The sequence below is a fragment of the Psychrobacillus sp. NPDC096389 genome, from assembly GCF_044762855.1.
Lineage (GTDB): Bacteria > Bacillota > Bacilli > Bacillales_A > Planococcaceae > Psychrobacillus.
In genome coordinates this window covers 209,126-232,755 of the sequence record NZ_JBIWFB010000003.1, presented here as the reverse complement: position 1 = coordinate 232,755, position 23,630 = coordinate 209,126, and the positions used below count along the sequence as shown (strand labels likewise).

General features: G+C 37.4%; 23 protein-coding genes and 1 tRNA gene. 23 read left to right on the top strand and 1 reads right to left on the bottom strand.

All coding sequences use genetic code 11. The annotated features are described in order from the left end of the window. Positions 1-6 precede the first annotated feature (6 nt). From uvrA to ACIQ38_RS10350, 21 genes are all read left to right on the top strand, one after another. A complete protein-coding gene (gene uvrA, locus ACIQ38_RS10450) occupies positions 7-2,877 on the top strand; it encodes an excinuclease ABC subunit UvrA (protein ID WP_402821992.1) in 2,871 nt (956 codons plus the stop codon). 101 nt (positions 2,878-2,978) lie between these two features. After that, positions 2,979-4,100 carry a DUF4097 family beta strand repeat-containing protein gene (locus ACIQ38_RS10445; protein WP_402821989.1) on the top strand — a complete coding sequence of 374 codons (1,122 nt, stop codon included), beginning with the start codon at positions 2,979-2,981 and terminating at the stop codon, positions 4,098-4,100. Between the two features lie 438 nt (positions 4,101-4,538). After that, a complete protein-coding gene (hprK, locus tag ACIQ38_RS10440; protein WP_402821986.1) occupies positions 4,539-5,474 on the top strand; it encodes an HPr(Ser) kinase/phosphatase in 936 nt (311 codons plus the stop codon). A 24-nt stretch (positions 5,475-5,498) separates the two neighbouring features. Then, entirely contained in the window at positions 5,499-6,308 is an 810-nt protein-coding gene (gene lgt, locus ACIQ38_RS10435; RefSeq protein WP_402821983.1) for a prolipoprotein diacylglyceryl transferase, read from the top strand. A 19-nt stretch (positions 6,309-6,327) separates the two neighbouring features. Then, positions 6,328-7,266, top strand: a complete 939-nt coding sequence (locus tag ACIQ38_RS10430; protein ID WP_402821980.1) for a nucleoside recognition domain-containing protein — start codon at positions 6,328-6,330, stop codon at positions 7,264-7,266. After that, positions 7,263-7,919 (top strand): pyrophosphatase PpaX, encoded by a 657-nt coding sequence (gene ppaX / locus ACIQ38_RS10425; protein WP_402821978.1) that lies wholly within the window; start codon positions 7,263-7,265, stop codon positions 7,917-7,919. The genes ACIQ38_RS10430 and ppaX overlap by 4 nt, the downstream gene beginning before the upstream one ends. Further along, complete coding sequence (locus ACIQ38_RS10420) at positions 7,916-8,425, top strand: acyltransferase (RefSeq protein ID WP_402821976.1); 510 nt, start codon at positions 7,916-7,918, stop codon at positions 8,423-8,425. The genes ppaX and ACIQ38_RS10420 overlap by 4 nt, the downstream gene beginning before the upstream one ends. A 397-nt stretch (positions 8,426-8,822) precedes the next feature. Further along, positions 8,823-9,977, top strand: a complete 1,155-nt coding sequence (locus ACIQ38_RS10415; protein ID WP_402821974.1) for an ATP phosphoribosyltransferase regulatory subunit — start codon at positions 8,823-8,825, stop codon at positions 9,975-9,977. Positions 9,978-9,994: 17 nt separating this feature from the next. Then, positions 9,995-10,624: an ATP phosphoribosyltransferase gene (gene hisG / locus ACIQ38_RS10410; protein ID WP_402821971.1), complete on the top strand. Its 630-nt coding sequence runs from the start codon at positions 9,995-9,997 to the stop codon at positions 10,622-10,624. Positions 10,625-10,633: 9 nt separating this feature from the next. Then, complete coding sequence (gene hisD, locus ACIQ38_RS10405; protein WP_402821969.1) at positions 10,634-11,917, top strand: histidinol dehydrogenase; 1,284 nt, start codon at positions 10,634-10,636, stop codon at positions 11,915-11,917. Continuing rightward, positions 11,914-12,510, top strand: a complete 597-nt coding sequence (gene hisB / locus ACIQ38_RS10400) for an imidazoleglycerol-phosphate dehydratase HisB (RefSeq protein ID WP_402821966.1) — start codon at positions 11,914-11,916, stop codon at positions 12,508-12,510. Before hisD ends, hisB begins: the two co-directional genes overlap by 4 nt. A 47-nt stretch (positions 12,511-12,557) precedes the next feature. Further along, positions 12,558-13,301, top strand: a complete 744-nt coding sequence (hisA, locus tag ACIQ38_RS10395; RefSeq protein ID WP_402821963.1) for a 1-(5-phosphoribosyl)-5-[(5-phosphoribosylamino)methylideneamino]imidazole-4-carboxamide isomerase — start codon at positions 12,558-12,560, stop codon at positions 13,299-13,301. Next, positions 13,295-14,050: an imidazole glycerol phosphate synthase subunit HisF gene (gene hisF, locus ACIQ38_RS10390; protein WP_402821960.1), complete on the top strand. Its 756-nt coding sequence runs from the start codon at positions 13,295-13,297 to the stop codon at positions 14,048-14,050. The genes hisA and hisF overlap by 7 nt, the downstream gene beginning before the upstream one ends. Then, a complete protein-coding gene (gene hisIE / locus ACIQ38_RS10385) occupies positions 14,047-14,673 on the top strand; it encodes a bifunctional phosphoribosyl-AMP cyclohydrolase/phosphoribosyl-ATP diphosphatase HisIE (protein ID WP_402821957.1) in 627 nt (208 codons plus the stop codon). The genes hisF and hisIE overlap by 4 nt, the downstream gene beginning before the upstream one ends. 74 nt (positions 14,674-14,747) lie before the next feature. Continuing rightward, positions 14,748-16,274: a tetratricopeptide repeat protein gene (locus tag ACIQ38_RS10380; RefSeq protein WP_402821954.1), complete on the top strand. Its 1,527-nt coding sequence runs from the start codon at positions 14,748-14,750 to the stop codon at positions 16,272-16,274. 51 nt (positions 16,275-16,325) lie between these two features. Then, positions 16,326-17,294, top strand: coding sequence for a thioredoxin-disulfide reductase (gene trxB, locus ACIQ38_RS10375; protein WP_402821951.1), 969 nt, complete (start codon positions 16,326-16,328; stop codon positions 17,292-17,294). Positions 17,295-17,492: 198 nt separating this feature from the next. Then, positions 17,493-17,975 carry an NUDIX domain-containing protein gene (locus ACIQ38_RS10370; RefSeq protein ID WP_402821948.1) on the top strand — a complete coding sequence of 161 codons (483 nt, stop codon included), beginning with the start codon at positions 17,493-17,495 and terminating at the stop codon, positions 17,973-17,975. Beyond that, a complete protein-coding gene (rapZ, locus tag ACIQ38_RS10365; protein ID WP_402821945.1) occupies positions 17,968-18,855 on the top strand; it encodes an RNase adapter RapZ in 888 nt (295 codons plus the stop codon). The genes ACIQ38_RS10370 and rapZ overlap by 8 nt, the downstream gene beginning before the upstream one ends. A gap of 4 nt (positions 18,856-18,859) precedes the next feature. After that, positions 18,860-19,816, top strand: a complete 957-nt coding sequence (locus ACIQ38_RS10360) for a gluconeogenesis factor YvcK family protein (protein ID WP_402821942.1) — start codon at positions 18,860-18,862, stop codon at positions 19,814-19,816. Positions 19,817-19,872: 56 nt separating this feature from the next. Further along, positions 19,873-20,814: a DNA-binding protein WhiA gene (gene whiA, locus ACIQ38_RS10355; RefSeq protein ID WP_402821940.1), complete on the top strand. Its 942-nt coding sequence runs from the start codon at positions 19,873-19,875 to the stop codon at positions 20,812-20,814. Between the two features lie 19 nt (positions 20,815-20,833). Further along, entirely contained in the window at positions 20,834-21,091 is a 258-nt protein-coding gene (locus tag ACIQ38_RS10350) for an HPr family phosphocarrier protein (protein ID WP_402821937.1), read from the top strand. Between the two features lie 378 nt (positions 21,092-21,469). Here ACIQ38_RS10350 and clpP read toward each other — a convergent pair whose 3' ends face one another. Then, the gene (gene clpP / locus ACIQ38_RS10345; protein ID WP_402821935.1) at positions 21,470-22,066 is read right to left on the bottom strand and encodes an ATP-dependent Clp endopeptidase proteolytic subunit ClpP; all 597 of its coding nucleotides are present in this window, start codon (positions 22,064-22,066) and stop codon (positions 21,470-21,472) included. 163 nt (positions 22,067-22,229) lie between these two features. On the opposite strand from clpP, the gene ACIQ38_RS10340 reads away from it, so the two are divergent. After that, positions 22,230-22,301 (top strand) — tRNA-Arg (locus tag ACIQ38_RS10340). 206 nt (positions 22,302-22,507) lie between these two features. Continuing rightward, positions 22,508-23,539 carry an AI-2E family transporter gene (locus ACIQ38_RS10335; RefSeq protein ID WP_402821933.1) on the top strand — a complete coding sequence of 344 codons (1,032 nt, stop codon included), beginning with the start codon at positions 22,508-22,510 and terminating at the stop codon, positions 23,537-23,539. Positions 23,540-23,630: the final 91 nt, after the last annotated feature.

Below are 23,630 nucleotides of genomic sequence, written 5' to 3'. Positions count from 1 at the left end.
ATAATAGTGAAGAATCAAGAAATTATTATAGAAGGTGCTCGGGCACATAATTTAAAAAACGTCAGCTTAAAAATACCTAGAGATAAGCTTGTTGTTATGACTGGCTTGTCCGGATCTGGTAAATCGTCTTTAGCATTCGATACTATTTATGCGGAAGGCCAACGTCGATATGTGGAATCATTGTCCGCATATGCAAGACAGTTTTTAGGGCAAATGGATAAACCTGATGTTGATGTGATAGAAGGACTTTCTCCGGCTATTTCCATCGACCAAAAGACGACAAGTAAAAATCCACGTTCTACCGTAGCGACTGTTACGGAAATTTATGATTATTTACGGTTATTATTTGCACGTGTCGGTAAACCAATCTGTCCGACACATGGAATTGAAATATCCTCTCAAACGATTGAACAAATGGTGGATCGTTTGAGTGAGTACCCGGAAAGAACGAAAATGCAAGTACTGGCACCGATTGTGTCTGGGCGTAAAGGAACGCATGTGAAATTGCTAGAAGATATGAAAAAGCAAGGCTTTGTGCGTATTCGATTAGACGGGGAAATCAGAGATCTAGACGATGATATCAATCTAGATAAAAATAAAAAACATAATATCGAAGTTGTTATAGATAGAATCGTCATGAAAGATGGAATTGCAGCAAGACTCAGTGATTCATTAGAATCTGCTCTGCGTCTAGCGGATGGTCGCGTATTAATAGATGTCATGGAGCATGAGGAAATTTTGTTTAGTGAGCATCATGCTTGTCCAATTTGTGGATTTTCAATTGGCGAGTTAGAGCCACGCATGTTCTCCTTTAACAATCCATTTGGTGCGTGTCCGGATTGTGATGGATTAGGAACGAAACTGGAAGTAGACCCAGAACTCGTTGTACCGGATAAAAGTATGACGTTGGAAGAAGGGGCAATTCTTGCATGGCAACCAACAAGCTCTCAATACTATCCAAAATTATTAGAAGCTGTTTGCAAACATTACAAAATAAAAATGAATGTGCCAGTCGAAAAGTTGCCAATCGATCAGTGGAATAAAATTATGTATGGATCTGGAGAAGATAAGATTCGTTTTCGGTATGAAAATGAATTTGGACAAGTACGCGACAGTCTCATTCAATTTGAAGGAGTATTAGCAAATATCGAACGCCGATATAAAGATACCTCTTCTGATTATATTCGCGAGCAAATGGAAAAATATATGGCACAACATGATTGTCCTACTTGTAAAGGATATCGCTTAAAAAAAGAAACACTTGCAGTGAAAGTAGATTCGATGCATATCGGGCAAATATCGCAATTTTCTATTACCGAAGCAAATAAATTTTTCCATCAATTAACTTTATCTGAAAAAGATATGCAAATTGCTCGATTAGTATTAAGAGAAATCCATGAGCGCCTAGGGTTTTTAGAAAATGTTGGACTGGATTATCTAACTTTAAACCGTGCATCCGGCACATTATCTGGTGGAGAAGCACAACGAATTCGTTTGGCTACACAAATAGGTTCCAGATTAACAGGCGTATTATATATTCTAGATGAGCCATCAATTGGTTTGCATCAGCGTGATAATGATCGATTAATTGATACATTAAAAAGTATGCGCGACATTGGAAATACGTTAATTGTTGTAGAACATGACGAAGATACGATGATGGCTGCCGACTATTTAATCGATGTTGGACCTGGTGCAGGTATTCGTGGTGGTCAAATTGTTGCTGCAGGAACGCCTGAAGAAGTGATGAATAATCAAAACTCCTTAACTGGACAATATTTAAGTGGGAAAAAGTATATTCCTTTACCAATCGAAAGAAGAAAACCCGATGGACGCTATATTAAAATCAAAGGCGCAACTGAAAATAACTTGAAAAATGTCAGTGTAGATATTCCATTAGGCGTATTTACAGCAGTAACAGGTGTATCTGGTTCCGGGAAAAGTACATTAGTAAATGAAATTCTATATAAATCGCTTGCTTCCAAACTAAATCGTTCCAAAGTAAAACCAGGAGCAAACAAAAGTGTAGAAGGTATTGACCAATTAGAAAAAGTAATCGATATCGACCAATCGCCAATTGGCCGTACCCCAAGATCCAATCCAGCAACATATACAGGCGTATTCGATGATATACGCGACTTATATGCGGCGACAAACGAAGCAAAAGTAAGAGGATATAAAAAAGGTAGATTCAGCTTTAATGTAAAAGGCGGACGTTGTGAAGCATGTCGTGGAGATGGAATCATTAAAATTGAGATGCACTTTTTACCAGATGTCTATGTTCCTTGTGAAGTATGTCATGGGAAAAGGTATAACAGAGAAACTTTAGAAGTACAATACAAAGGCAAAAACATTGCAGAAGTATTGAAAATGACAGTAGAAGATGGATTAGTATTTTTTGAAAACCATCCGAAAATTAGTCGAAAACTACAAACGATTGTCGATGTGGGTCTAGGTTATGTGGAATTAGGTCAACCAGCAACAACACTTTCAGGAGGAGAAGCGCAGCGTGTCAAATTAGCTTCTGAATTGCATAAACGATCTAATGGTAAAACATTTTATATTTTAGATGAACCGACGACCGGTTTGCATGTAGATGATATTGCTCGTTTACTTGTTGTGCTGCAACGTCTTGTAGATAATGGTGACTCTGTACTAGTTATTGAACATAACTTGGATGTTATTAAAACAGCTGATTATATGATTGATTTAGGTCCTGAAGGTGGGGACAAAGGTGGCACCATAGTAGCGGTTGGAACACCTGAAAAAATCATCGAAGCAAAAAAATCATATACTGGTAAGTACTTAAAGCCTATTCTTGAAAGAGATCGCAAACGAATGGATGAAGTTGTGTTAGAAGCTTCTACGAAGAAATAACCAACCGTTCAATCATAAATGAAACTTTATTCAAGTTTAATCGTATTTAATAGAGTAAGTAACTCGTTTTATATTTTAAACTTATAAGGAGGCCTTTCACTATGCAAGAAGAACGAAAACGTATTTTAGATATGGTTGAAAACGGCACGATTACTGCACAAGAAGCATTGGCACTACTAGAGGAACTTGGTAAACAATCTACACCAGCCTTTTCACTAGAAAAGGAAGAGCCAAAACAAGAACAAAAACATGCACAAAACAAGCATCAAGGCGCAGATTTTATAGAGGATTTAAAGCGTGATTTCACGGTAATGGGTGAACGCTTTATGCAGTTTATGCAAGGAACTGTAGATAAGATGAAGGACTTTGATTTTGAAATGCCATTTGGCGAGCCAGTTGTTTTCGAAGAAAGATTAGCAAAAGAACAAGCGACTTTCGAAGATATTTCGGTTAATATTGCCAATGGTAAAATAGAAATTCTACCTACAGAAGAAGCTTACGCACACGCAACGGTAAAAGTAAAATCCTTCAGAAACTCAACTGAAGAAGAAGCGAAAGCACGTTTTGCAGAAGAATTTATCTTCACAACAGAAGGAAATAAATTACGAGTGTATAGCGATATGAAAACGACTTCTGTTCAAGTAGCGCTTTATGTACCGAAACAAACATATAATCATATTTCAGCACGATTGTTCAATGGAGAATTTTCTGCGAAGAATTTAGAGGCAAACTCTTTGAAAGTTAAAACAACGAACGGAAAAGTAACTCTAGATGCATTGACGTTTAAAAGAGCAGATATAGAAACGGTAAATGGATCCGTTCAAGTGCAACATGTTGAAGGAGATTCCATCGAAGTAGAAACAATGAATGGTCGTATTTATGTAGATGGAAAGCTGAAAGAGTTGGAAGGTTCTTCGGTTAGTGGGCATGTGATTTTAACGACAAAAGATAAAGACGCACGTAAAATCGAAGGTACTGCTGTTGCAGGAACGGTTGAATTATACGTACCAAAAGATGTGTCGCTAAAAGGAGAGGCTACTTCTCAATTAGGAAAGATTGATGTACAACTGTCAGATGTCACGCAGCTTAATCAATCAGAACAAATGTTGAACAAAAAAGTAGGATTTACTAAAATAGTGGACTCCGAAGCAGAACCGCTAAGAGTATACGGAGATGCAAAAACAGGATCCGTTCTTGTACGTTATACAGTAGACAGTGAATAAGAAACATCCAAAAGCCGTAAGGGGGCACCAAACCCCTTTCGGCTTTTTTTATGAAAGTATATACATGGAAAGATTCTATAAATAGCATTGGTTATGTTATTAACGCTCTTGCAGGGTCTCATACCATCATACAAAATTCCAAAGAATGGCTAAGGGCAATCAAACATCTATTGAAGGCAACTAATTTCAGTACGAAAGCAACTAAAATTAGCATGAGAGCAACTAAATTACCGATGAAAGCAACTAATTTCTTACAATAACAAGTTTACTTGGAGTGAGACGACGATGATTTCTACATATTATAGGAATAATATGCCTAAAAGCACGCCGAACTCCTTTAATAAATAGCAAACAAAAGATAAATGAATACAAAAAGAATGACTAATCATGCTAAAATAAGAACTATGTGTAGAAAGAAGTGGGAAGGAGTGGAGAGATATGCCTCATGTGACGACAAAGGACATTAAAGAAAAGTTCAATCTTTCATTAGTAAGTGGGGAGGAAGGAATTGGGCGACACGTTGCAATTAGCGATATTTCTCGACCGGGGATTGAAATGGCGGGTTACTTTACCCACTATCCATCCAATCGTATTCAACTAATGGGGAAAACAGAAATCTCGTTTTTTGCTTTATTAACTGAAAAAGAAAAAAGCGAGCGAATGATGAAATTGTGTGCATCCGATACACCTGTTATTATCGTATCGCATGGAATGGAAGTACCAGAAGAATTAATTGCAGCTTCCAATGCAAACTCAGTTCCTGTCTTAACAACAAGTATGCCGACTACTAGATTTTCTAGTATGTTAACCAACTTTTTAGAGAGCATGCTTGCACCTACGACTGCCGTGCATGGCGTATTAGTAGATATATATGGGGTAGGGGTCTTAATCACTGGGAAAAGTGGCGTTGGTAAAAGTGAAACGGCGCTAGAATTAGTAAAAAGAGGGCATCGTCTTGTAGCAGATGATTGTGTAGAGATTAGGCAAGAAGGGGAAGATACACTCGTTGGTAGTGCGCCTAAATTAATCGAACATCTTCTAGAAATACGTGGACTTGGTATTATTGATATAATGACGCTTTTTGGTGCAAGTGCTATTCGAAATTATAAGCGAATTACATTAGTAATCGAGCTTGAAATATGGGATGAGAAAAAGACCTATGATAGACTAGGCTTGGAAGAAGAAAAAATAGAAATTATTAACACGGCCATTACAAAATTAACCGTTCCAGTTCGTCCAGGTCGAAACTTGGCTGTTATTATTGAAGTAGCAGCGATGAATCATCGATTGAAGCGAATGGGCGTTAATGCTGCAGAAGATTTTGCCAAACGATTAGACGATGTAATCGGGCAAAATGGAGAAGCAAATTACTAATGAGCCAGTTGAAGGGAGTTTCGTATGAATTTATTACAAGCAATTGATCCGGTGGCTTTTTCATTAGGATCATTAGAAGTGCGTTGGTACGGAGTAATAATTGCATTCGGTATAATCGTAGCTTTTTTAGTAGCACAAAAAGAGATGGTGAAACGGGGATTTCATCCAGATTATTTAACCGATTTACTTATTTGGGCTGTACCAATCGCGATTATTAGTGCTCGTATATACTATGTCATTTTTAAATGGGATTTTTATGGTCAAAATCCGGGAAAAATTATTGAAATTTGGAATGGTGGAATTGCCATTCATGGTGCTTTAATCGGTTCATTTTTAACCGCGTATTTCTTTACGAAAAAAAGAGGGACTTCTTTTTGGAAAGTAACCGATATTGTAGCTCCTAGTATTTTAATCGGACAAACAGTTGGACGCTGGGGGAACTTCATGAACCAAGAAGCGCATGGTGGAGAAGTGACTAGAAGCTTTTTAGAGAATTTAAAGCTTCCGGACTGGATTATTAACCAAATGTATATAGAAGGTAAATATTATCACCCAACATTTTTATATGAATCGGTATGGAACTTAATAGGAGTTATCATATTAATTTTACTTCGTAAAGTGAATTTACGTCGTGGGGAAATGGTTCTGTTTTATTTAGTATGGTATTCCGTAGGACGTTTCTTTATAGAAGGAATGCGTACAGATAGTCTTTATTTAATAGGAGATTTACGACAAGCACAAGTTATTTCATTAGTAACAATTGCCGTCGCAATTATTATATTTGTATATAGAAGAATGACGGTTAAACCAGTCGTTCGATATCAGGATAAGTGAGTGAAAGAAGGGAAATAGTGTGGGGACATTACAGAGGGGGCTTTTAGCAGGTCTAAAAACGACGTGGACATTGAGTAAAGTAATTTTTCCAATTACTTTAATCGTAGTTATTTTGCAATACACACCAGTTCTCCCGTGGATAATAGATTTAATATCACCGTTCATGGGGCTACTCGGACTTAGGGGGGAAGCGGCTATTCCACTTGTATTAGGAAATGGAGTAAACCTCTATGCTGGTATTGGTGGAATCCTTGCTTTAGAACTGACGGTGAAAGAAGTTTTTATATTAGCAACGATGTTATCATTTTCACATAATATCTTTATAGAAACAGGGGTTGCACTTCGAGTAGGAGTGAAACTTTGGGTTGTTTTAGTCGTTCGTTTTGGATTAGCTATTTTGTCAGCGATAGTAATAAATTTAGTTTGGCAAGGTGGCGGAGAAATTGCTAAGTATGGTGCGATTACCGCTGTCGAGAAAATCCCGGATGGTTGGGGAGAGATTATTTTACTTGGCTTGCAAAAAGCAACTTTTGGCGTTTTACAACTAGCCCTAATTGTTATTCCATTAATGATTATTATACAAGTTTTAAAAGACCGAAATTATTTACAAAAGTTTTCTGAAAAGATCGCACCCTTTACAAAAGTTATTGGCATTCAACCAAATGCTTCTTTGACACTTGTTGCAGGGTTAGCAATAGGTCTTGCTTATGGTGCTGGCGTTATGATACAAGCAGTGCAAGAAGACGGAGTAAGTAAAAAGGATGCGACACTAGTCTTTATCTTTTTGGTGGCATGTCATGCTGTAGTGGAAGACACGCTAGTCTTTCTTCCATTAGGAGTGCCAATACTGCCCTTATTTTTAATAAGACTAGCAACAGCATTTGTATTGACGATAATTGTCGCTTACATATGGCGTAAATCGGAGCAAAGAAAAAAAGAGGAAGTGGTTACGCTATGAAGGGAAAAGCCTACAAAGCATTATTGTTTGATTTTGACGGAACATTATTAAATACCAATGATCTAATAATCGAAAGCTTTTTACATGTTTTAGGAGAAAGATTTCCCGGGAAATACGATAGAGATAGTGTTTTACCATTTCTCGGACCAACTTTGCAAGAAACATTCCATTCCATCAATCCCGAACTAACGGAATCACTCATAGCAGCTTATCGTGAATGGAATCTTCAACACCATGATGAAATGGTTGTGCCCTTTGATGGCGTTGTCGAAACTTTACAGAAATTAAAAGAAGAAGGCTACAAACTAGCCATCGTATCGACAAAAAGAAAAGAAATGATTGATAGAGGGATTAACCTGATGAAATGTGGAGCATTATTTGACACCATCATCGGAATTGACGATGTAAAAAATGCCAAACCAGATCCTGAGCCAATTGAACTTGCACTTGAAAGACTAGGTGTTGGAAAAGAAGAGGCATTAATGATTGGTGATAATTTACATGATATCGTGGGAGGACAAAGAGCGGGAGTAGATACGGCTGCTGTTGCCTGGTCCGCGAAAGGAGAAGCTTTTTTAGCAACTTACTTGCCAACGTACATGATTCATCATATAAGTGAGCTTCTCGAAATTGCTAAAGGTCAGACAGTATGAGGAGAACGGAAAGATATCCTGTAAGTGGTGCCAATTCATTATGGCATGTGTATGATACAGTTCCTTTTTGGAAAGTAGTGAAAAACTTTATCTTCATACAAGCAGCGAGATACTCTCCCTTTTTAAGTTGGAAAAACTTTTTTTATCGTGTATTTCTGCGAATGAAAGTTGGCAAAGAAACGTCTTTTGCTTTGATGGTGATGGTAGATGTTATGTTCCCAGAACGGATTAAAGTAGGGGATAACACGATAATTGGCTACAACACGACGATATTAGCACATGAATATTTGATAGATGAGTATCGCATCGGTGATGTAATCATTGGTGACCGAGTGCTGATCGGAGCCAATTCTACTATTTTACCTGGTGTTACCATAGGGAACGATGCAATCGTGTCTGCAGCTACACTTGTCAATGCTGATGTTCCAGAAGGTTGTTTTGTCGGAGGCAACCCTATGCGCATTATTTACACGAAGGAACAAATGATGGAACGAAATAGTAAGTAACGAAAAAAGCTATTCTTCATGTGAAGGATAGCTTTTTTTGCTTTAGGGCAGAGTAATTGCACCTCCTATTTATTGTAAGGATGGAAGCTGTCTTGCGATTTAGAGTGTGTATCTTGCGATTCCCAGCGGCAACCTTGCGATTCAAGCTATATATCTTGCGATTGGCGGTTATTGCGTAAAGGGAAGAAGTATTTATTCCACATAATCAATTTTCTCGATGCTAACCACTTTATTCACTACTAGCTAGAAAGCTACAGAAAACTATGGACTTACATTTTTCTTACTATTCTAAAAGGAACAATCGGAAAGATTGACGAAATGAATAATATAGGATAAAATCTATATAATTTAATATATTAGTACTCTAGCAAGGTGAAGTGAATTTAGGAGGGCTGAAATGGGTAAAATTCAAATGTTTGAAAAACCTTTGGGAATGAGAGATTCGTTTCCAGAAGTAAATGAACAAAAAGAATACATACGATCAACAGCGAGAAACTTTATACGAAACAAAGGTTACGATTTTATCAAAACACCATCTGTTGAGTATTTTGAAACAATCGGAAAAGCTTCCGCAATTGATGAATCGTCTCTATTTAAACTAGTGGACAATCAAGGGGAAACACTTGTATTGCGTCCCGACATGACAACACCTATCGCAAGAATTGCGGCTTCCAAATTGTTGAAAGAAAAAAATCCATTAAGATTAGCTTATTATGCAAATGTGTTTCGTGCACAACAACGGGAAGGCGGCCGTCCTGCTGAGTTTGAACAGCTAGGATTGGAGTTGATTGGTGATTTTAGCGCATACGGCGATAGTGAAATTATTCATACTGCAGCAGAACTAATAAAAACGATTGGTGTGGAAAGTTTTCGGATTACGATTGGGCATGCAGGATTATTAACGGCGTTTCTAACGAATAATACAAATACAGTGGAACAAGTAGATGCGCTAAGACAGTTATTAGTAGAAAAAAACTTTGTAGGATTCGAACAAAAGTTAGACCAGCTTGGCTTATTAGAAGAACAAAAAGGGAATCTTACAAAGCTAATAGATTATACGATTGACTTTAAAACATTTGAAAACTTCCGACCATTTTTAACGGAAAAACAGCAATATTTAATAGATCAATTGGAGCAGTTAAAACGTTTATTGGAACTTCAACTAAATGATCCATCCATTATCTCTTTCGACTTCTCACTTGCAAGTCATATGAGCTATTATACGGGCATGCTGTTTGAAATTTATGCTGCAGGAAGTGGCTTCCCGATTGGAAATGGCGGAAGATACGATGAATTATTCCAACAATTTGGCGAGCAGGTAGGGGCCATTGGATTTGGTATACGTGTAGACAGACTTTTAGAAGTTTTGAGCAAAGATGTCGTATTAGAAAAGAATACGCTTATTTTATTTACAGAAGGTGCCTATTTGAAAGCCAATGCTTTAGCAGAAGCGAGAAGGGATAATGCGGAACGTGTAACGCTTCAATATATAGATAGTGTCTATGATTTGGATGTATATAAACAAAGTTTTGATGAAGTACTAATTGTCTAAAGAAGGTGGTTCTTTACGTGAATGAGTTAACAATTGCCATGCCAAAAGGGCGTATTTTCGAAGAAGCATATCAATTATTTGTAGAAGCTGGATTTGATCTGCCACAAGAGATTAGTGACTCTAGAAAGCTGATTGTCGAAGCCCCCGAGGAAAGAATTCAATTTATATTAGCGAAGCCAATGGATGTTCCCGTTTATGTGGAGCACGGAGTTGCGGATATCGGCATAGCGGGAAAAGATGTTTTGTTAGAACAACTCCGAGATGTACATGAGTTACTTGATTTGCATATTAGCAATTGCTATATCGCAACGGCAGGACTTCCGAATACGACGATGAACGAAATAGCACCACGAGTTGCGACAAAATATCCGACTATTGCTACAAACTTTTATAAAGAAAAGGGAGAGCAAGTGGAAATTATTGAGCTCAATGGATCGATAGAATTGGCGCCGATGATCGGACTAGCTGATCGAATCGTGGACATTGTTTCAACCGGTCAAACATTAAAAGAAAATGGGCTAGTTGAATATGAAAAAATTGTGGATATATCCTCTCGTTTAATCGTCAATCCTGTCAGTTACCGAGTGAAAAGTGAACGTATCCGAGAATTTGTTGCACAATTAAAAAATGAATTGATTAAAAGGTAGGGGAATCGTATGAAAATAGAAAAGCTTACAAATACCATTTCACTACAACGATCTGTCGAGCAGGCAAACGAGAATCACTTAGAGATTGTGCGGGAAGTAATCGAGCAAGTGAAAAAATATGGCGATGAAGCCCTTTTTACATATACGGAAAAATGGGACGGTGCAAAACTTTCTTCTTTACAAGTAACAAAGGAAGAAATAGAAGAGGCATTTGCTAGCTTTGATCCACAATTGATTGAAGATTTAGAAGAAGCGGCTGCTAATATTCGTGCATTTCATTCACAACAAGCACGACAAAATATAGATTTCCCATTGGATAAAAATTCTTATATTCAATATAAAATTTCACCACTCGATGCAGTAGGACTTTATGTTCCTGGAGGTACTGCAGCGTATCCATCGTCGGTATTAATGAATGCAATCCCTGCTATTGTAGCTGGAGTGAAAAGAGTAGTCATTACTTCACCTCCTTCAAAAGATGGGAAGCTTCCGGCATCTGTATTGGTTGCTGCACGTATTGCTGGTGTAACCGAGATTTATAAAGTAGGAGGAGCACAAGCGATTGCTGCTCTTGCTTACGGAACAGAAACGATTAAAGCAGTCGATAAAATTACAGGTCCTGGGAATAGTTTTGTCGCACTTGCGAAAAAAGAAGTGTTTGGAAAAGTAGCGATTGATATGATTGCAGGTCCAAGTGAAATAGCAGTGCTAGCAGATAAAACGGCTTATGCAGACGAAGTAGCCTCCGACTTATTGGCACAAGCAGAGCATGACAAATTTGCCTGTTCGGTATTAGTTACAACGAGCGAAAAACTAGCAGAACAAGTTTCATTAGAAGTAGAGAAACAATTAAAGCAACTGCCTAGAGAAGAAATTGCTAGAGCTTCCATCGAAAATTTTGGATGCATCTATATTGCAGAATCATTAGAACAAGCGATTGCTGCTATTAATGAGCTTGCTCCGGAGCATTTAGAAATAATGACAGAACATGCAGAAGCAGTTTGCGAACAAATCCATCATGCTGGCGCAATCTTTATCGGCAGATTCAGTAGTGAGCCGGTTGGGGATTATTTTGCTGGTACCAATCATGTATTACCAACTAATAGCACTGCACGTTTTTCCAGTGGACTATGTGTCGATGATTTTGTGAAGAAAACGAGTGTTGTCTATTACTCAGAAGAAATGTGGCAAGCACAATATCCAAAAATTGCACGACTTGCAAGGTTGGAACAATTAGAAGGACATGCACGATCGGTCGAATCGAGAAGTTGGGATAAGGGGGATTCAAATTGACAAGTAAAAGAACGGCTAAAATAGAAAGAATGACAAATGAAACAAAAGTGTGGGTGGAAATAGATTTAGATGGAGAAGGAAAAGCAGAGATTGATACGGGTGTGCCATTTATGGATCATATGCTCGATCTGTTTACAAAACATGGCTTATTTGACGCAACGATTAAAGCGAATGGCGACACACATATCGATGACCACCATACGACAGAAGATATCGGAATCGTACTTGGTCAAGCAGTAAAAGAAGCACTAGGAGATAAGAAAAGCATCAAACGGTACGGAAATGCCTATGTTCCAATGGATGATGCCTTAGCTCAAGTAGTGATTGATATTTCCAACCGTCCGCATTTAGAATTTCGTGCACAATTTCCAACACAAAAAGTTGGCAATTTCGATACAGAGCTTGTGCATGAGTTTTTATGGAAATTTGCACTGGAAGCACGTATGAATGTGCATGTTATTGTACATTACGGAGTCAATACACATCATATGATTGAAGCTATTTTCAAGGCACTAGCTCGCGCAATTGATGACGCAATTACGAAAGACGAGCGAGTGAAAGGTGTACCTTCCACAAAAGGACTGCTTACATAAGAAAAGAGCAAGTGCTAAAGTCTAGACAGTTAATAGGGGGAAATAAAATGACGTCCATTCAAGTGTATCCAGCCATTGATATGAAAGGCGGAAAATGTGTCCGTTTATATCAAGGAGATTATGAGCAAGAAACGATTTATGGCGATTCACCATTTGACATGGCCAAGAAATTTGCAGATGAAGGAGCGACTTGGATTCATCTAGTCGATTTAGATGGTGCCAAAGATGGCGAGAAAATTCATACAAACGAAGTCATTCGAATCGCTAAGGAACTACCAGTTAGTGTTCAAATAGGTGGAGGTATTCGTTCTAAAGAAGATGTCAGCTACTATTTAAACAATGGTGTGACGCGTGTCATTATCGGAAGTCTTGCTATTTCACAACCAGAACTAGTAGCGCAATTATTAGAGGAGTTTGGCGGTGAACGAATCGTCATCGGGCTAGACGCAAAAGACGGCATGGTAGCAACGCATGGTTGGTTGGAGACATCTTCTCAATCTGCAATAGAAGTAGGACAATACTTTGCTTCAAAAGGTGCTAAGCATGTTATTTTTACCGATATCGCAACGGATGGAACGCTTCAGGGACCTAACTTAGCGGCAAACCAAGAGCTTGCAGAAGCAACCGGATTATCCGTTATCGTTTCAGGTGGGATTAGCTCACTAGAAGATTTAGGAGAAGTAGCGAAACTGGCAAAAAATTCGACGGTAAGTGGCGTTATTACAGGAAAAGCATTATACAACAATCGTTTCACATTGACGGAAGCATTGCAGGAGGTTACAAAATGGTAAAGAAAATTATTCCATGTCTAGATGTGAAAGATGGGCGTGTTGTAAAAGGGATTCAATTTGTTGGGCTAAGAGACGCTGGGGATCCAGCGGAGTTAGCTGCATTTTATGATAAAGAAGGAGCAGATGAACTTGTATTTTTAGATATTTCTGCGTCTGTCGAAGGTCGCGATACAATGCTGGATGTCGTGAAAAAAACAGCTGCTCAAATTTCTATCCCTCTAGTGGTTGGCGGTGGAATTCGTACTACCGATAATATGAAACAACTGCTAGATGCAGGTGCTAGTAAAGTATCTATTAATAGTGCAGCCATTAGCAATCCCGACGTTATTACGGAAGGCGCAAAAGCATTTGGGTCCAATAAAATAATTATCGCAATCGATGTGAAATGGTCGGAGGAAGAGCAAGATTGGTTCGTCTATACACATGGCGGTCAAAAGAAAACGGACTGGAAAGCGGTTGATTGGGCAATCGAAGTAGAAAAGCTTGGAGCGGGAGAAATATTGTTAACGAGCATGGACCGTGACGGAGAAAAAGACGGTTACGACATTGAAATTACAAAACGAGTGAAAGAAGCTGTTGCGATTCCAATTACCGCTAGTGGTGGAGCCGGAAATGTCGAGCATATATTAGCTGCGTTTACGGAAGCAAATGCGGATGCAGCACTTGCAGCATCCATTTTTCATTTCAAAGAAACAAGTGTAGCGGAAGTGAAAAATTACATACGCGAAAGAGGAGTCGAAGTGAAATGACCAATTTAAACTATGATGACAAAGGGCTTATTCCTGTAATTGTTCAGCATGCTATTACGAGAGAAGTATTAACACTCGCTTATATGAATGAGGAATCGTATAACAAGACGGTAGAAACAAAAGAGACATGGTTCTTCAGTAGAAGTAGACAAGAATTATGGCATAAAGGGGCAACATCTGGAAATACACAAAAAGTTGTATCTATTTGTACGGATTGTGATTCAGATGCTTTAGTGGTAGAGGTTTTACCTTCTGGACCTGCTTGCCATACTGGAGAAGACACATGCTTCCATAAGTCTTTAGAAAAGTTTGACGAGACTGTTGGTTATAATGTGGTCACTTCCCTTATTAATACGATTAAGGAAAGACAGGAAACGATGCCAGAAGGTGCCTATACGACCTATCTATTCGAAAAAGGCGTAGATAAGATTTGTAAAAAAGTTGGGGAAGAGTCTGCAGAAGTTATTATTGCTTCTAAAAACGATGATGCAGAAGAATTGAAATGGGAAGCAGCAGATTTAATTTATCACTTGCTCGTTCTATTACAAAATCAAAAAGTAAACTTTTATGATCTATTGCAAGTACTGCAAAAAAGACATGAAGAGAAAGCCGATAAAAAATAATACTTTATGATATACTGAAGAGTATACTAATAAGGGACGTTGAAACGTCTCTTATTATTTTTCGGAGGATTATCTTGAATAAAAAAAGTAAAAAGATTTTTAAAGAAAATATAATTTCATTTTTGCCTACGGGCGAATACTACTATAAAAAAGCATTAGATGAATTACAAAAAGAAAAATATGAAAAAGCACATAAATATTTAAAAAGGGCTGTAGATTTAAGTCCTGAAGATCCCGTCATTTTAATGCAATATGCCATTTTACAAATGGAGTTAGATAAATTCGATGTAGCCCATGAATTTTTAAGAAGTGCTTATAAAATAGATCCGGATGATCCTGAAATCGTTTTCTTTTTGGCAGAAGTAAATGCCCATATTGGCAACTTTATGGATGCAAACCGGTTTGCCAAAAGGTATTTGGAGATGAATATAAACGGGGAATACACCGAAGACGCAATGGAAATTGTAGATTTTACGGAGCAAGAAGATGTCATATCTCTTCAAATGGACGCACCTTCCAGTGAGGCCCTTTTTTTACAAGAAAAATCGCGTCGATTAATGGAACAAGGCAAATTTCCTGAAGCAGTCGAATTATTAGAGGACATTATTACACAATATCCTGATTTTTGGGCAGCATTTAATAATTTGGCGCTTGCCTATTTTTATATTGGCGAAGAGGAACAAGCAAAGGCATTACTTCATGAAGTGTTAAGAGAAAACAGAGGGAATATTCATGCGCTATGCAATTTAGCGGTCATTTATTATTATGAAAAAAATCAAGAAGAGCTAGAAGAAATAACGGAGTTTTTAAGTAAAATTAATCCTTATTTCATCGAACATCGATATAAACTAGGTGCTACCTTTGCGCTTATTGGCAAATACGAGCAAGCATTTAAGTGGTTAAGAAGTTTGCAACGTAAAGGTTTTGAAGGGGATCCAGGGTTTTATTTTTGGTTATCGCATTCAGCTCATTTTTCTGGACATGAAGAAATAGCGAAAAATGCTTGGAAGACATTATTAAAATTGGATCCAGAAAAAGCAGGTTTTGAACCTTGGTTGCCGCATTTAAAAAGCGTAGATGAATCACAGATGGAAAATCAAAAAGAGTTCATTTTAGAAAAGCTACATAGCCCACACTTAAGTGAGCGTATTTTAGGTTTTTATGTACTAGGTAAATCAGGGCATAGGCAAGAAATTATTTCCCATCCAAAATGGATTGTTGTAGAAGAATTGACGACAATGGAAAAACTATTTTTGGCCCATTCTTTAGGACACTCATTTGAGGAAAAGTCCGTTGCGGAAAAAGCTTTTTTAAGAGCAATTGCAGCCACAGATTTACTTTATGAAAAGCATAAATCGATGGAACAATCGGCTACGTTTTTATTTCAAATGTGGTTTGTCTTAGTGGAACGTGCATTGAAAAAGGCATATGCATTCAAAAATCCACGTGCATTAGCTGCTGCGACAGAGTATATGTTTGAATCTTCCAGAAAGAAAAATGTAACGAAAAAGCAATATGCAGAAGAATACGGGATTACGACTACCACATTGACAAAATATGTAAATGAACTTATGCAATTCTTGCCATTATTCGATGCGTAAGCATAAAAGTTGAAGCATGCATAAAAATCATTTAGATTGATGGTAGAAGCAATGTGGGAGGAATGTAAGATGACGGAAGAAAAAATTTATGATGTGATAATAATAGGAGCAGGTCCTGCAGGGATGACTGCCGCTGTATATACTTCTCGTGCGAATCTTTCTACTTTAATGATTGAACGCGGTATCCCAGGTGGACAAATGGCAAATACAGAAGAAGTAGAAAACTATCCAGGTTTTGAAATGATTTTAGGACCGGAGCTTTCGACTAAAATGTTTGAACATGCGAAAAAATTCGGTGCAGAATATGCATACGGAGACGTGTCTGAAATTGTCGACGGAGAAGATTATAAAACAGTTAAAGTGAGCGGAAAAGAATATAAAGCACTTGCAGTTATTATATCATCTGGTGCCGAGTATAAGAAAATGGGAATTCCAGGTGAAAGTGAACTTGGTGGACGCGGCGTAAGTTATTGTGCAGTTTGTGATGGTGCATTCTTTAAAGGGAAAAACCTTGTGGTTGTTGGTGGAGGAGACTCTGCTGTTGAAGAAGGTGCATTTTTAACGAAATTTGCAGATAAAGTAACAATTGTTCACCGTCGTGATGAGTTGCGCGCGCAGAAAATTTTACAAGACCGCGCATTTGCAAACGAAAAAATCGATTTCATTTGGAATACAACGTTAAAAGAAATTCACGGTAAAGATGGTAAAGTAGGAAGCGTCACATTAGTTTCGACAGTAGATGGTTCTGAAAAAGAATTTGAAACAGATGGAGTTTTTGTTTACGTTGGAATGCTTCCATTAACGAAACCATTTTCAAATTTAGAAATCTTAAACGAAAATGGATATATCGTAACGAACGAAAGAATGGAAACAGTGGTACCTGGTATTTTTGGAGCTGGAGACGTACGTGATAAAATGCTTCGTCAAATTGTTACGGCAACAGGCGATGGAAGTATTGCAGCACAAGCAGCACAACATTATATTGAAAATATGAAAGATAAAACAGCAACGAATGCTTAATTTAATTATTTCTTAATCGATTTGTAACCTTCTTGAAACAATTAAAGAGTATAGTTAGAAATATAAATTGACCCCCCTTTTTATATAAGAAATAGTTGAACAGGCTGTTTCGCGATTTTAATCGTGAAGCAGCCTCTTTTTGTGAAAATTAATGTATAATAAAATTATTAACACATGAAAGATGTGGAGTGACAAATCGTGCAAAGAATCGCAAATTTACTTATATGCAAAGATGACAAAGTGCTATTATTAAAAAAGCCTCGGAGAAACTGGTACGTAGCTCCAGGTGGTAAAATGGAAGCAGGAGAATCTATCCTCGTGGCTGCTATTCGAGAGTTTTCCGAGGAAACGAATGCAATACCTATTGACCCCCATTTAAAAGGGATTTACACGATGGTAATAGAAGAAGATGGAGAACGAATAGATGAATGGATGTTATTCACATTTGTTGCAAATGATTTGGAAGGTACGCCATTTCAAGAAACAAAAGAAGGTATTTTAGAATGGCATCCAGTAGAAGCTTTACACACGCTTCCAATGGCTGAAGGGGATCGAACGAACTTGTTATTTGCTGTGCAAGAAAAAGGAATGCAATATGGAACCTTTGTTTACACACCTGATTTTTCATTGATAACAGAAACGATTCAGCAATCATCGGAGGGAGAAGTACACAATGGATAGTACTATACAAAAGCCGGAAACTGAAGTGGTCATTATTACAGGAATGTCTGGAGCAGGTAAGACAGTTGCCATTCAAAGTTTTGAAGATCTAGGGTATTATTGTATTGATAATTTACCACCGGAGCTTTTAAGTACATTCATCAAGCTAATGATCGATTCCAATAAACAACCTCGCAATATCGCAGCAGTAATGGATTTACGTGGTGGTGAAATGTTCCATTCATTAGTTGAATCGGTCAATCAGCTGCAAGAAGCAACAACGATCACTCCAAAAGTATTATTTTTAGATGCCAAAGATGAAGTATTAGTGAGAAGATACAAAGAGACTAGACGGTCTCATCCACTAGCTAATTCTGGCCTCCCACTAGACGGGATAAAGAAAGAGCGAGAGTTACTTTCTAAGTTAAAAGGAAGAGCGCAATTTATTTATAATACTTCTACGATGAAGCCTCGTCAGTTAAGGGAAAAAATACAAGCTGAATTTTCGCCAAAAGGTAGTAAAGTATTTACTGTTAATGTTATGTCTTTTGGCTTTAAACACGGAATACCTATTGATGCTGATTTAGTATTCGATGTACGCTTTCTTCCCAATCCATTCTATATAGAAGAACTAAAGCCAAAATCAGGTCTAGATGAAGAGGTATCTAGTTATGTTTTAAAATGGGCAGATACAAAGACATTAATCGAAAAGCTGACGGATTTATTCTTGTTTATGATTCCACAATATAAACGAGAAGGTAAAACGCAGCTAGTCATTGCATTTGGCTGTACGGGCGGACAACATCGCTCCGTTACTTTAGCTGAATACTTTGGTAAACTATTAAAAGCGGAAGATAAAACGGTTATCACGCATAGGGATGTAACGATAAGAAAGGAATGAAGGAATGGAGCGTACAAAACACCGTAAGAAAATAGTTATTATTGGTGGTGGTACGGGACTATCTACATTGCTTCGTGGTTTAAAGAAATTCCCACTCGACATTACAGCAATTGTCACTGTAGCAGATGATGGTGGAAGTTCTGGTCGATTACGGGATGATTATGATATTCCACCACCCGGGGATGTTCGAAATGTGTTAGCGGCACTTTCGGATGTAGAACCTTTAGTGGAAGAAATGTTCCAGTATCGTTTTTCTAAATCAGAAGAACTTAAAGGGCATTCTTTAGGAAATCTAATGCTAGCTGCGCTAACTTCTATTACAGGTGATTTTGCTAATGCCATTAGTGAGATGAGCCGTGTGTTAAAAGTGCATGGAAAGGTTCTACCAGCAGCCAACCAATTAGTCACGCTACATGCACAATATGAAGATGAGACAATTGTAAGTGGTGAATCTAAAATCCCACTATATGGAAAGAAGATAGAAAAGGTATTTATTTCGCCAGCCAATGTGAAACCGTTACCAGAGACGATTAATACAATCCGCGAAGCCGATATTATCGCAATTGGACCAGGAAGCCTATATACTAGTATTTTACCGAATTTATTGGTGGAAGGTATAAAAGAGGCAATTATTCGTTCAAAAGCGAAGAAAGTATATATTTGTAATTTAATGACGCAAGCCGGGGAAACAAATGATTACACTGTATTTGATCATGTGAACGCCTTAATTGATCATGTAGGTGAAAATTTCTTAGATACAATTCTCATTAGCAATGAAGAAATCCCTGAAAATGTGCAGTATTTATACAAGCAGGAAAAAGCATCGCCTGTCAAAATAGATATAGAAAAATTAGAAACATTAAACTTAGAAGTCGTGAAAAAAGATATTTCCATCGTACATGGTGGCGCAGTGCGTCATGATGCGATGAAAGTAGCGAAATGGCTTAAAGAATATGCATAATGATTACATACATAATGAATCATTGTAATCATTAGCAAGGAAGGGGGAAACGGATTATGTCGTTTGCTTCTGAAACGAAAAAAGAAATGACGCAAGAAGAGTCCAAACCATGTTGTGCCAAAGCCGAATTATCGGCACTTATTCGAATGAACGGCTCGCTTTCATTTAGCAATAAGTCACTTAGTTTAGATGTGCAAACTGAAAATGCGGCAATCGCGAGAAGATTGTACACATTGATCAAATCATTCTATCCGTATCAAGTAGAATTGCTCGTTCGTAAAAAAATGAGATTGAAAAAAAATAATATATATATTTGTCGTATCCGTGAAGGGTCAAAAGAGTTGCTAGAAGATTTACAAATACTGAAAGATCATTTTCAATTTGAATATTCTATCTCAAAAGAACTAGTGAAAAAGAATTGCTGTAAACGTGCTTATTTAAGAGGTGCTTTTTTAGCAGGAGGTTCTGTAAATAATCCGGAAACGTCTTCTTATCATTTAGAAATTTATTCATTATACAAAACACATAGTGATGCACTAGTAGAATTGATGAATGGATTTGAGTTAAATGCAAAAACAATTGAGCGGAAAAAAGGCTTTGTTGCCTATTTAAAGGAAGCAGAAAAGATTTCTGATTTTCTAAGTATCGCCGGTGCTCATAGTGCATTATTAAAATTCGAAGACGTCCGGATTATCCGAGATATGCGAAATAGCGTAAATCGTTTAGTTAACTGTGAAACGGCTAATCTAAATAAGACGATTAGTGCAGCTATTCGTCAAGTTGAGAATATACGATATATAGAAAGTTCAATTGGTCTAGACCAATTACCGGAGAAACTACGGGAAATCGCACGTTTACGTGTAGAATATCAAGATGTCACGTTAAAAGAGTTAGGTGAAATGGTTTCTACTGGAAATGTTAGCAAATCTGGTATTAATCATCGGTTACGAAAAATAGATGAAATCGCAGATGCACTTCGTAGAGGCGAAACAATTTAGTGAAATGGAGCGTATTTTAATGACAGAGAAACAAGTCGAAGTGAAATTACCCGCAGGATTACAAGCAAGACAAGCAGCATTGTTCGTGCAAGAGGCAAACCGCTATATCGCGGATGTATACTTAGAAAAAGATGAGAAAAAAGTAAACGCTAAAAGTATTATGGGCATCATGAGCTTAGCAATAAGTAAAGGCATTACTGTCAACCTAAGTGCAGAAGGTTCCGACGAAGAAGAAGCAGTAGAAACATTAGCAAAATTCATTTCCAATGAAGAATAAAAAGAAAGGGCTATCCCATTTGGTCAACTTGGACTTAGGGATGGCTCTTTTTATTACTTAGATGCCAGTAAATGGCTTAGGGCAACCAATCGGTCAGTAAAAGCAACTAATTCATAAAACAGCTCTTTACTTGGAATGAGACGAGGATGACAGCAACTCGTTTTTGTAAACGTTGCGCAAATGGCCAAGAATGTTGCGCGTTTGAAGGGAAACGTTGCGCATATACAGTTCAATGTTGCGCGTTTATAAATTGACGTCAGTCTCCAGGTAAAAGAGCTGATACTTTGCCGCATACACGACGCTTAATGTCTCGACTAAAATATTTCCCACACAAAAATACCCAAGGAAAATAAGGCATCCTTGGGTACGATTTTTTTATTATGATTTTTTCATTTCGCTGCGTTCGATAATGTGGTCGATTAAACCATATTCTTTTGCACGTTCAGCAGTCATGAAGTTATCGCGATCAGTATCTCTAGCAATTACTTCAATTGGTTGACCAGTACGTTCCGAAATAATCGTATTCAATTTATCGCGTAAGAATAAAATGCGTTTAGCAGCAATTTCGATTTCCGTTGCTTGCCCTTGAGCTCCACCAAGTGGTTGGTGAATCATTACTTCTGCGTTCGGAAGTGCATAACGTTTTCCTTTTGTTCCAGCTGTAAGTAGGAATGCTCCCATAGAAGCTGCCATACCGATACAAATTGTTTGTACATCTGGTTTGATGAACTGCATTGTATCGTAAATTGCCATACCTGCTGTGATGCTTCCACCCGGGCTGTTGATGTAGATAGAAATATCTTTGTCTGGGTCTTCAGCTTCTAAAAATAGAAGTTGGGCAACGATTGAGTTCGCAACATTGTCATCAATGCCACTTCCAAGCATAATAATACGGTCTTTTAATAATCGTGAGTAAATATCATATGCGCGTTCCCCACGATTTGTTTGTTCGATTACTGTAGGAATTAAATTCATCCTGTTTGCCTCCTTCAAAGGTGGTGTTGTAAGTTGATTACTGAAAAGTATATCTCAGTTGTAACTTTATCATACACATTATGGTCAAGGAAGGTCAAATATTAAGCATTGAAAAGTTAGGTTGAATTATTTACAAATCATTTGTATAATAGATTAGTCGCTTGCCCTCGTAGTTTAATGGATATGACACAAGATTCCGGTTCTTGGGATGGGGGTTCGATTCCCTCCGAGGGCGTTATAAAGTAATTCAGTATTAAACTGGAATTATAGGGGAAAACACGCTAAAACGCTATTGTAACGTTTCGGCGTGTTTTTTTGATGTCTAAATGAATCGAGCAGAACTTTTCGCTTGTTATCTCCATAATATAAAGTGATAATAAAAGAAAAAGGCATTATCTTGGCATTTGAATTCGAAAAAGTGAATAGGGAGTTTTGCGGTATATGGACGTTGTAACGGAATTTTTTCAAAGAAAAGGAGTAAAAAGAGTTTTAATTTTTGCTTTAATTGTTTTCATACTCTATTGCATGAGGAGTATGATCAACTTAATCTTATTGACCTTTATTTTCACATTTTTGATGGATCGTCTTATAGAATTTGTAGTCAGATACATACGATTAAACCGGAAAACCCTTGTTATCATTATGTATGCACTTATTGTCGGGCTATTGACCTTAGGTATCGTGAAATACTTGCCTATCATCACCGTGCAAATCAGTCAACTTGCTAAGCAAATTACTGCTTTTTATACAGAGCCACAGGAAAATGTGTTAATTGGTTATATAGAAATGATTATTTCTAAAAATCAGCTTGCTGCTTATTTAGAAAACGGTTTTTCTTTCTTACTAAAATATTTTACGGGTATTAGTAAAATAAGTGTTCAAGTTATTATCGCTTTAATTTTGAGTCTGTTTTTCTTGTTAGAAAAACCTAGGTTAAAAGAGTTTACAAGCAAGTTTAAACATAGCAAGATTGCCCCTTTTTATTTTGAGGTTGAATATTTTGCATCTAAGTTTACTCGCACTTTTGGTAAAGTAATTGAAGCCCAATTTATAATTGCTATAGTCAATACTATTTTGACTGTTATTGCATTAAGTATTTTAGGATTCCCACAAATATTCGGGTTGGCAATTTTGATATTCTTTTTAGGCCTTATTCCAGTAGCTGGGGTAATTATATCGCTTATTCCGCTAGCTTTAATTGCTTTTACAATCGGAGGGTTGCTGAAAGTATTTTATGTCCTGCTAGCAATAATGATTATTCATGCGATCGAAGCATATATTTTGAATCCAAAGCTGATGTCTTCCAAAACAGATTTACCCGTTTTTTATACCTTTATCGTGCTCATATTTTCGGAAAGCTTTTTTGGTGTATGGGGATTAATCGTCGGAATTCCGATTTTCGTTTTCTTGCTCGATGTACTGGAAGTAACGAATAAAGAAACGATAAGTCACCCACCTGATCGAAAAAAATAGATTGAAAAACACCCTTTTCTAATTGGAAAGGGTGTTTTTGAAACCAATTATTCTTTTTCACGTATACATAGTATGTTTTATATTTTCAATT

Excerpts from the sequence above, each read along its gene's own strand:
- ACIQ38_RS10445 (WP_402821989.1), top strand. The coding sequence starts at position 2,979 with ATGCAAGAAGAACGAAAACGTATTTTAGATATGGTTGAAAACGGCACG.
- hprK (WP_402821986.1), top strand. The coding sequence starts at position 4,539 with ATGCCTCATGTGACGACAAAGGACATTAAAGAAAAGTTCAATCTTTCA.
- lgt (WP_402821983.1), top strand. The coding sequence starts at position 5,499 with ATGAATTTATTACAAGCAATTGATCCGGTGGCTTTTTCATTAGGATCA.
- ppaX (WP_402821978.1), top strand. The coding sequence starts at position 7,263 with ATGAAGGGAAAAGCCTACAAAGCATTATTGTTTGATTTTGACGGAACA.
- ACIQ38_RS10420 (WP_402821976.1), top strand. The coding sequence starts at position 7,916 with ATGAGGAGAACGGAAAGATATCCTGTAAGTGGTGCCAATTCATTATGG.
- ACIQ38_RS10415 (WP_402821974.1), top strand. The coding sequence starts at position 8,823 with ATGGGTAAAATTCAAATGTTTGAAAAACCTTTGGGAATGAGAGATTCG.
- hisD (WP_402821969.1), top strand. The coding sequence starts at position 10,634 with ATGAAAATAGAAAAGCTTACAAATACCATTTCACTACAACGATCTGTC.
- hisA (WP_402821963.1), top strand. The coding sequence starts at position 12,558 with ATGACGTCCATTCAAGTGTATCCAGCCATTGATATGAAAGGCGGAAAA.
- hisF (WP_402821960.1), top strand. The coding sequence starts at position 13,295 with ATGGTAAAGAAAATTATTCCATGTCTAGATGTGAAAGATGGGCGTGTT.
- hisIE (WP_402821957.1), top strand. The coding sequence starts at position 14,047 with ATGACCAATTTAAACTATGATGACAAAGGGCTTATTCCTGTAATTGTT.
- trxB (WP_402821951.1), top strand. The coding sequence starts at position 16,326 with ATGTGGGAGGAATGTAAGATGACGGAAGAAAAAATTTATGATGTGATA.
- rapZ (WP_402821945.1), top strand. The coding sequence starts at position 17,968 with ATGGATAGTACTATACAAAAGCCGGAAACTGAAGTGGTCATTATTACA.
- ACIQ38_RS10360 (WP_402821942.1), top strand. The coding sequence starts at position 18,860 with ATGGAGCGTACAAAACACCGTAAGAAAATAGTTATTATTGGTGGTGGT.
- whiA (WP_402821940.1), top strand. The coding sequence starts at position 19,873 with ATGTCGTTTGCTTCTGAAACGAAAAAAGAAATGACGCAAGAAGAGTCC.
- ACIQ38_RS10350 (WP_402821937.1), top strand. The coding sequence starts at position 20,834 with ATGACAGAGAAACAAGTCGAAGTGAAATTACCCGCAGGATTACAAGCA.
- clpP (WP_402821935.1), bottom strand. The coding sequence starts at position 22,066 with ATGAATTTAATTCCTACAGTAATCGAACAAACAAATCGTGGGGAACGC.
- ACIQ38_RS10335 (WP_402821933.1), top strand. The coding sequence starts at position 22,508 with ATGGACGTTGTAACGGAATTTTTTCAAAGAAAAGGAGTAAAAAGAGTT.